General features: G+C 69.0%; 8 protein-coding genes. All 8 read left to right on the top strand.

What is annotated here, in order from left to right; genetic code table 11:
• Positions 1-133 precede the first annotated feature (133 nt).
• Positions 134-1,903, top strand: coding sequence for an L-glutamate gamma-semialdehyde dehydrogenase (gene pruA, locus AC08OV_RS12250; RefSeq protein WP_476615926.1), 1,770 nt, complete (start codon positions 134-136; stop codon positions 1,901-1,903).
• A 273-nt stretch (positions 1,904-2,176) separates the two neighbouring features.
• Positions 2,177-2,305, top strand: coding sequence for a hypothetical protein (locus tag AC08OV_RS12245; RefSeq protein ID WP_476595642.1), 129 nt, complete (start codon positions 2,177-2,179; stop codon positions 2,303-2,305).
• A gap of 72 nt (positions 2,306-2,377) precedes the next feature.
• Positions 2,378-2,935, top strand: coding sequence for a DUF5134 domain-containing protein (locus AC08OV_RS12240; protein WP_476619685.1), 558 nt, complete (start codon positions 2,378-2,380; stop codon positions 2,933-2,935).
• 214 nt (positions 2,936-3,149) lie between these two features.
• Positions 3,150-3,695: an AIM24 family protein gene (locus AC08OV_RS12235; protein ID WP_476619684.1), complete on the top strand. Its 546-nt coding sequence runs from the start codon at positions 3,150-3,152 to the stop codon at positions 3,693-3,695.
• A 423-nt stretch (positions 3,696-4,118) separates the two neighbouring features.
• Positions 4,119-4,598: a bacterioferritin gene (gene bfr, locus AC08OV_RS12230; RefSeq protein WP_476615370.1), complete on the top strand. Its 480-nt coding sequence runs from the start codon at positions 4,119-4,121 to the stop codon at positions 4,596-4,598.
• Positions 4,599-4,986: 388 nt separating this feature from the next.
• Positions 4,987-5,598 carry a superoxide dismutase gene (locus AC08OV_RS12225; protein ID WP_462187230.1) on the top strand — a complete coding sequence of 204 codons (612 nt, stop codon included), beginning with the start codon at positions 4,987-4,989 and terminating at the stop codon, positions 5,596-5,598.
• A gap of 940 nt (positions 5,599-6,538) precedes the next feature.
• The gene (locus AC08OV_RS12220) at positions 6,539-7,300 is read left to right on the top strand and encodes an alpha/beta hydrolase (RefSeq protein WP_476619683.1); all 762 of its coding nucleotides are present in this window, start codon (positions 6,539-6,541) and stop codon (positions 7,298-7,300) included.
• 154 nt (positions 7,301-7,454) lie between these two features.
• Positions 7,455-8,342 (top strand): aminoglycoside phosphotransferase family protein (locus AC08OV_RS12215; protein ID WP_476619682.1); only part of this gene is annotated, 888 nt, incomplete at its 3' end.

Below are 8,342 nucleotides of genomic sequence, written 5' to 3'. Positions count from 1 at the left end.
GGCGGGCCTGGGATACGGCGGGCCTGGGATTATGGGCGGGCCTGGGATTATGGGCGGGTTTGGGATGCGGGCCGGCTGAGACGCGGGCAGGCTGGACGGGGGACGGAGCGTGCGGCGGGACGAAGCAGAGCGCGTGGCGACCGGACCGGTGACGGTTCCGGTTGCGCGTAACGAACCGGTCCGTTCCTACGCCCCGGGTAGCCCGGAACGTGCCAGTCTGCGGCGGGCCCTGCTCCGGCTGGGCGGTGAGCATATCGAGCTGACCAACACGATCGGGGGACACCAGCATCTCGGCGGCGGCCCGGCCCGCGACGTCGTGCAGCCTCATGCATACCGGCGGGTGCTCGGAACGCTGCGAGAGAGCACCCACGCGGACGCGGCCGAGGCGGTCGCCGCGGCGAAGAAGGCCGCCCCCGGCTGGCGGGATCTGGGTTTCGCGGGACGGGCCGCGGTGCTCCTGCGCGCCGCGGAGGCCCTCTCCGGCCCGTGGCGGGACACGTTGAACGCGGCCACCATGCTGGGCCAGTCGAAGACCTGCCAACAGGCGGAGATCGACGCCGCCTGCGAACTGATCGACTTCTGGCGGTTCAACGTGATGTTCGCCGCCGAGTTGCTGGCCGACGTGCCGGCCAGCGGGGCCGGGGAATGGAACCGGCTGGATCTGCGTCCGCTGGAGGGATTCGTCTACGCGGTCAGCCCGTTCAACTTCACCGCCATCGCCGGGAACCTGGCGACCGCGCCGGCGTTGATGGGGAACACCGTCGTCTGGAAGCCGGCTCCCACGCAGGCGTTTGCCGCGCATTTCCTGATGCGGCTGCTGGAATCGGCGGGGTTGCCTCCCGGCGTCATCAACCTCGTCGGCGGTTCGGGTGAACCGGTCAGCGACGTGGTGTTCTCCGACCCGGATCTGGCCGGCGTTCATTTCACCGGTTCTCCCGCCGTCTTCGCCCGGCTGTGGCGGGCGGTCGGCGAGAACCTGGACGGCTACCGTTCCTATCCGCGGATCGTCGGGGAGACCGGTGGCAAGGACTTCGTGGTGGCGCATTCCTCGGCCGACGTCGACGTGCTGCGTACCGCGCTGCTGCGGGGGTCCTTCGAGTACAGCGGTCAGAAATGCTCGGCGGCCTCCCGAGCGTACCTGCCCGCAAGCCTGTGGCGGCGCCTGGACGCCGAACTCGCCGCCGCGACCGAGGCACTGTCGGTGGGGGACGTCAGCGACTTCGACCATTTCACCGGTGCGGTCATCGATGCGCGCGCCTACGATCGCCTGGCCGCCGCGTGCACCCGTGCTGCCAGCGATTCGACCGTCACCGTTCTCGCCGGGGCACAGTGCGACGACGCTGTCGGCTGGTTCGTCCGGCCGACGGTGCTGCTCGGCACCGATCCCGGGCGGGAGTGGTTCACCCGCGAGCTGTTCGGCCCGATCCTGTCGGTTCACGTCTACGACGACAACCGGCCGGGGGCCTGGGACGACGTGCTGACACTGATCGACCGGACCTCGTCCTACGCGCTCACCGGTGCCGTCGTCGCGACCGACCGCTCGGCGATCGCCCGCGCCGAACACGTGCTGCGCTTCGCGGCTGGCAACTTCTACATCAATGACAAGCCGACCGGGGCCGTGGTCGGCCGGCAGCCGTTCGGCGGAGCTCGCCGTTCCGGCACCAACGACAAGGCCGGTTCCGCGCAGAACCTGCTGCGCTGGGTTAGCCCACGGGTGATCAAGGAGAATCTCGCTCCGCCTGCCGACCACGTGTATCCCTACATGGGGCCCGGGGCCTTTGGCGTGACCGGCGACCGTGCGTCCGGTGGTGTCGTGGGTGGTGGTGGCGCGTCCGGTGGTGTCGTGGGTGGGCTGCCGGACGACTCCGCCGGGGGTCCCCCGGCCCCTGACCGGGCGCCCTGACTGCGGGCGCCCTGACTGCGGGCGCCCTGACTGCGGGCCCCCTGACTGCGGGCCCCCTGACCGCGCCCCGTGTCCGTTCCCCCGGAATCCGGTAAACGCGCAGACGTTTCCCTGAGAGGATCTTAGACTGATATTCCTGATTGGTCCGCTACCCCGGGAGACGGCATGTCCGGATCTACTCGCGAACGTCACATTTTGACCTTTTGCGGAAAATGCAACTGTGGTTGCCCGGAGCTCTTCGTCGACCACGAGGCTCCGGCGGAGCGGCGCATCGTGCTGACCGATGACTTCGGCCAGCGGATCCAGATGAGTGTCGAACAGCTCCAGGCCATCGTCGACGAGGCCCGTGCCGGCAGCATCACCGCACTGGTCGACGCCGAACTCGCCCTGGGCGTGAGCTGACGTGCGACGTACCGTAACTGGACGGGAGCCTGGACGGGAACCCGCGGATCGGTGACACACCACCACCCGGCAGTGGCGCACGCACTGGCCCCACCACAGGCGGTGGCCGTCGTTGCCGCGGTCGCCTGCGCGTTGCTGGCGATGTTCCACGCCGGACGTTTCGCCGGCGCGCTTGTGCGAGCCCGGCGGAGGGCCGTGTACCCACCGGCCGAGATTGGGCACACGGTGGTGGCCGCGGGAATGGCCGTCATGTTCGTCGGCCCACGCTGGATGACGTCGTCGGTGGTGTTCGCCGTCGCTTATCTGGCGCTGGCCGGCGTCTTCTTCCTCCTTGTCCTGACGGACCCGACCTGCGAGCCGTCGCGGTGGTCCTGCTGCTCGATGCTCGTCATCGAGGGGTTGGCGATGGCGTGCATGGCCCGAGCGGACAGGTGGCCGGTCGGTGATTCGACCGGTCTGACGAATCTGACCGACTGGTTCGCGGTGATCTTCGCTGTGGCGGTGCTGGCTGCTATCGGTGGCCCGCTGGTCCGCAGGGTCAGGCCGGGCTGGGTGACCCACACGCCGCCGGTGATATCGGCCACGTCCCGACTGGTCATGGCCGGCGCGATGCTGCTGATGTTGCTCTGACGGGCGGGTGCCGGTCTACCCGCCATACTCCCGTCGGTATTCCCACCGGTGTGGCCCGAACGGGTGTGGATGGGCGTTGAATGGAGGCCATGAGCCAGCCACTCGCGACCTTCGCGGGGGCCCCGCCGCGGGCCCCCGTTCGCCTTGGAAGAGGGCGATCGCATGCTGCCGGGTACGCCTCGACGGCGGCGAGATGTACGCCAAAAAGGGAGCCATGGTGGCCTATCGCGGCCGCGTCGACTTCGCCTACAAGGGCCAGGGAGTCGGTGGATTCCTGCGGCGGGCGGTTACCGGTGAGGGCCAGGACCTGATGAGGGTCGCCGGCCACGGAACCGTCTGGTTCGCTGAGTCCGGAAGCCACATCTCGGTCTTCACGTTCGACAACGACAGCCTGACGGTCAACGGCCGCAGCCTGCTCGCGCTGGAGTCCGGCATCCGCTACAAGATCACCACGACGTCCGGTCGCATCGGCGCCATGATCGCCGGTGGGATCTTCAACACCGAGGTTTCCGGCAGCGGCGGCGTCGCCGTGCTGTGCCTGGGCGCTCCCCTGGTGTTGTCGACGGACGAGCCGGTCTGCGTCGACCGGGATGCCGCGGTCGCCTGGACGGCGGGCATGCGTACCCGGGTGGTCTCCTCGTTCAAGATAGGCAACCTCATGGGGCGTAGCTCGGGGGAGCTCGCGCAGATCGAGTACTCCGGCCGGGGGGGATTCGTCGTCGTCCATGTGGTGAGACGCCGCCGCCGGGACCGCCACTGACCGCCACCGCCGCCACTGACCCGCCACCGCCGGCACTGAACCGACTGCCGGAAGCGTGCCGGCAGGGGCTCGCCGGGTCGGCACGAAGTCGTCGCGGGGAAATGACGCCATGATTATGAGGGTCCGTCGCACGCTGCCCGCACGCTTCCTCCGTGCGGGATTTCTACCTTACAGTAAACCTTACCTGCATTTACGTTCATGCGGATGTGAGGGGCGCGGGTTCAGGTTCGCTGCGAAATCCGTATCCGTGTGATGTGCTGTCCGCTGGAGGTTCCGCCTGTCGGCTCGCGCGGACCGTCGGAGGCCATCGCCGCTGGTTGAGGCGCCACGGCGGGTCGATCAAGCGGTGCGGGACGGGGCACTCCCTCGGTATGATGACGAACGGCATCCGGCCGGCGATGTCCGACAGGAGGTGGAGGTCATATGGTGACGCGTGGTGACGTGGAAATCATCGAAATTCTGAACAGTGTGCTGACGAACGAGCTCACGACCATCAACCAGTACTTTCTGCACAGTCGTATGCAACGTAACTGGGGATATCGGCGGATCGCCGAGCACTATTATCACGAGTCGATCGACGAGATGAAGCACGCGGATCAGCTCATCGAGCGGGTGCTGTATCTCGGCGGTCTGCCGAACCTGCAGCGTCTGCACACGCTGCGTATCGGGGAGACGGTGCCCGAGCAGCTCGAGGTGGACCGGTCCGGGGAGTTCGAGGCGGTTGACCTGCTGCGCCGGGGGGTCGCACTCTGCCGGGAGCGGGGCGACGTCGGATCGGCCGTGCTCCTCGAGCGGATCCTCGTCTCCGAGGAGGAGCACATCGACTGGCTCGACGCCCAGCTGGAGTTGATCTCCCAGCTTGGTGCGGCCCATTACCTCGCCCAACAGATCCATGAGGAGTAGCGGAAGGTAATGGGCGGTGGCGAGGAATGGCGGAGTAATCCCGTTTTCGTTTCCTTGCCGTTACGCACTGTTGTTAGCGGTGCGAGCGGGTCGATCCTTTGAGTGTCATGGTGTCGGGTCTCGCCATGCAAGCCCCATCCGACTGGCGATAGTGTCCAGTCGGGGGGATCACGCGGAGGATTGCAGCAGCGAAGCCGACCGTCCACAGGGTGCCGTCGAGGCGGTGCCGCGGGAGAGGAGGGGGAGGGCCGATGAGCATTGCCGGGTCCTGTCCGCCCCCTCCGCTCCGGGTGGCCGCCGGCTCCACCGCACCGCCCATCTGACCTCCGAGAGCTCCGCACGGGACTCCTCGGATGAATTCCTTATGAATGGAAAGGATCGTGCGCTAGTGGCGACGTACACGCTGCCGGACCTGAACTACGACTACGGTGCTCTGGAACCGTCCATTATCGGGCAGATAGTCGAACTGCACCACGACAAGCACCACGCGACCTACGTCAAGGGTGCCAATGACACTCTTGAGAAGATCGCCGAAGCGCGCGACAAGGGCGACTTCGGTGCCATCGTGGGCCTGGAGAAGACGCTCGCCTTCAACCTTTCCGGGCATATTCTCCACTCGATCTACTGGGAGAACCTCTCGCCGGACGGCGGGGACAAGCCGGACGGTGCGCTCGGTGAGGCCATCGCCGCCGACTTCGGTTCCTTCGACGCCTTCAAGGCGCAACTGAACGCGGTGACCACCACGGTGCAGGGCTCCGGGTGGGGTGTCCTGGCTTACGACGCCACCGCGCAGCGTCTGCTCATCGAGCAGGTGTACGACCACCAGAGCAACGTCGGCGTGGGCAACACCCCGCTGCTCGTGTTCGACGCCTGGGAGCATGCCTGGTACCTCCAGTACAAGAACGTCAAGGTCGACTACGTGGCGGCCCTGTGGAACGTCGTCAACTGGGCCGACGTGGCTGCCCGTTTCGTGAAGGCCAAGGGCGCGGCGGCGGCCTGACCGTGGTGCGGGTTGGTTCCCCGACGCACAGGACCGTGCCCGGAGAACCGAAATAGTTGATCATTAAACGTGCACGAACAATGTGCACGGATCATGACAAGGGCAGCGCCTCCGGCGGTGCCCTTGTCGTCATTTTCCGGTGTTTCGGGGCGGGGTCCACGAGGTCCGGTCACCGGCTTTGCGGCCGGCTTCCCGGCTGGCCTTGCCGCCGGTCTGGCCGACCGGACACCTTTCGGTCGACGTCACGTCAGCGTCGGGTCGGCGTGTCGTGGAGTGATATACGACACACCGTGAACGGCTTGACGGCTTCCCTTCCCGCTACGCAGGGTAGTAGGCATGTTCGTGGACGTGCTCCGGCCCGATCGACGCCAGTCCGAGATCCTCCCGTCGCCGTCGTCCTGGCGACGTTGTCGCTGATCTGCTGGCGGCCCCGAGCCGAGCGATCCGTCCCGGCCGCGGGCGGCCAGCGGTCCGGCATCCTCCGCCTCCCGGTGGGCTCCTGACGTTCGCCGGCAGGCGACGTGCGGCAGGTGGTCGTTTCCCGGGGCCGGCTCCCGAGACCGACCGCAGCGGTACCGCCGTCGAAGAACCACCCGTCGCCGCTGCTGGTCACCCCGTACGACTCGCGAGCACGGCCGCCGCGAGGTCCAGGCCGCCGTTGTCCTCGCCTCGTGGCGGGCGGCAGCCGCGTGTTACTCCGGTCGCCGGGCCATCGGACCGATCATCGGCGGGCCGGACACCTTCCCTCTCCCACTCTTCAAACCCTCTCCGAGTCTTCAAACCCTCTCCGAGTCTCCGAGGCGAGATCAACGATTGATGTCGCCTCGACGCCGCGCCCGCGGCACGTCCGGCCCGCCTGCCGCGACGATCCGTTCCGTCCGAAGGAGATCTGGCGCCGATGCCGTCGCCGACCACTCAGTTGTCCGTCGATGATCTACGGATGGCCTCGCCCACCTCGTCCGCGGCGGGCAGGCAGTCCCGCGCCCGCACCATCGTCGGTCCGCAGCGGGGCAGCTCCGTCGCGCCAACCGCAGGCAGGCCGGCCGCGACACCCACCGCACCCACCGTCTCTCCGGCGTCGATCGTCTCTCCGGCCTCCACTGCCGTCCCGGCCGCGATCCCGGTTCCGTCGACGCGTCGGCTCCCGGCGGCCTCTCCCGCCTCCGGCGGGGCACCCGGGGAATATGTGCGCGCGGTGGTCGCGGTGCTGCTCGGGCGCGGTGAGCAGGCCGGCCCGTTCCACCTTCTCGCCGGTCGGCTCGCGCTGGACGGCTACCTGGTGACCGTCGTTCCCGACGGTGGCCGCCGGGTGCCCGCGGTGGCCGAGAACCGGGTGCCGGGCGTCCCGTTCGTCCTCCTCGGTTCCGACACGGGGGCCCTCGCGGCGCTGGCGATGGCCGCCTCCCCTGCGGTACGCCCCGACGGTGTGATCCTGGTCGGCCTGCCGCTCCTGCAGGTTCCCGTCGCGGGGGTGGCCATCGAGGAACCGTTGCCGCGTGCCCTGCCCGACCTCCCGATCCTGCTCATCCACGGTGCGCAGGACGAGGTCAGCCCGCTACCCCTGATCCGGATGACGACGCGCACCGCGTCCCGGGCGGAGCTCGTGGTCGTCCCGGGCGGCCACGATGTGCTGACGGGTCCGGGGCGTCGCAGCGTCGCCGCGCGGACCCTGCTCTTCCTGGAGTCCCTCCGCGAGGCCTGACCCCCGGCGGGTCTGCCGGCCCGGGGCCGGCAGCGGGTCGCGATCGTCGCCGCCCGCATACTCGGCACGGCCGTTCGGCCCACTCGATGAGGGCCGAACGGCCATCCGGGCGTGACATCCGGCGGATCGGCTGGCCCGTCCCGGCAGGGCACCGTTGACGACACCGCCGCCGGACGTGTACCTCGCCGTCGCGGACGTCCGCGACGAGGCCGACCTCCTGCGCGATCACATGGTCGTCATGAGTCGGCTGCCCGTCGCGCGCCGACTGACGACGCTGGTCGAGCGGGGCGGGTGGGTCGATCCACAGCTGCGTGACCTCGCGCGCCGACTCGCGGCGTTCCACGAGAGCTGCGAGACCTCGGCCCGGATCGGTGCGGCGGGCAGCCTGGCGGCTATGCAGGCTCGCTGGCTGGACCTGCTGCGCGCCGTCGCGCCGTTTCGCGGCGAGGTCCTGGCCGCCGATGTCGTCGACGAGATCGAGCGACTCGCGCTGCGCTACCTCGCCGGGCGGGCTCCGCTGCTGGCTGAGCGGCGGCGGGCCGGCCGGATCCGGGACGGTCACGGCGATCTCATCGCCGACCACGTCTTCTGCCTGTCCGACGGCGTACGGGTGATCGACTGCCTGGCGTCCGACCGGCAGGGCCGGATCGGTGACGTGCTGGCCGACGCCGCGTGCCTCGCGATGGACCTGGAGCGGCTCGGCGCGCCGGACGAGGCGCGCCGGTTCCTGGCCTGGTACCGGGAGTTCTCCGCCGAGACGCATCCGGTGTCGCTGGACCATCACTACATTGCCTACCAGGCGGCCGTCCACGCCAAGATCGCCTGTCTGCGGCACAACCAGGGTGAGCTGGGCGCCGCCGAGCAGGCGGCGCGGTTGGCCGCGATCGTCCTCGACCACCTGCGCCGCGGCCGCGTCCGCCTCGTCCTTGAGGGGTCGATCAGCGACGAGCAGGCCATCGCCGTCTCCCGGCCCGCGGAGGATGTGGATGGCGTAGGCGTAGGCGTAGGCGTGGGTGTGGGCGTGGGTGTGGGTGTGGGGGTA

It is taken from the genome of Frankia sp. CeTa3Moorea, from assembly GCF_978021225.1.
This window is presented reverse-complemented; position numbering and strand designations above follow the sequence as displayed.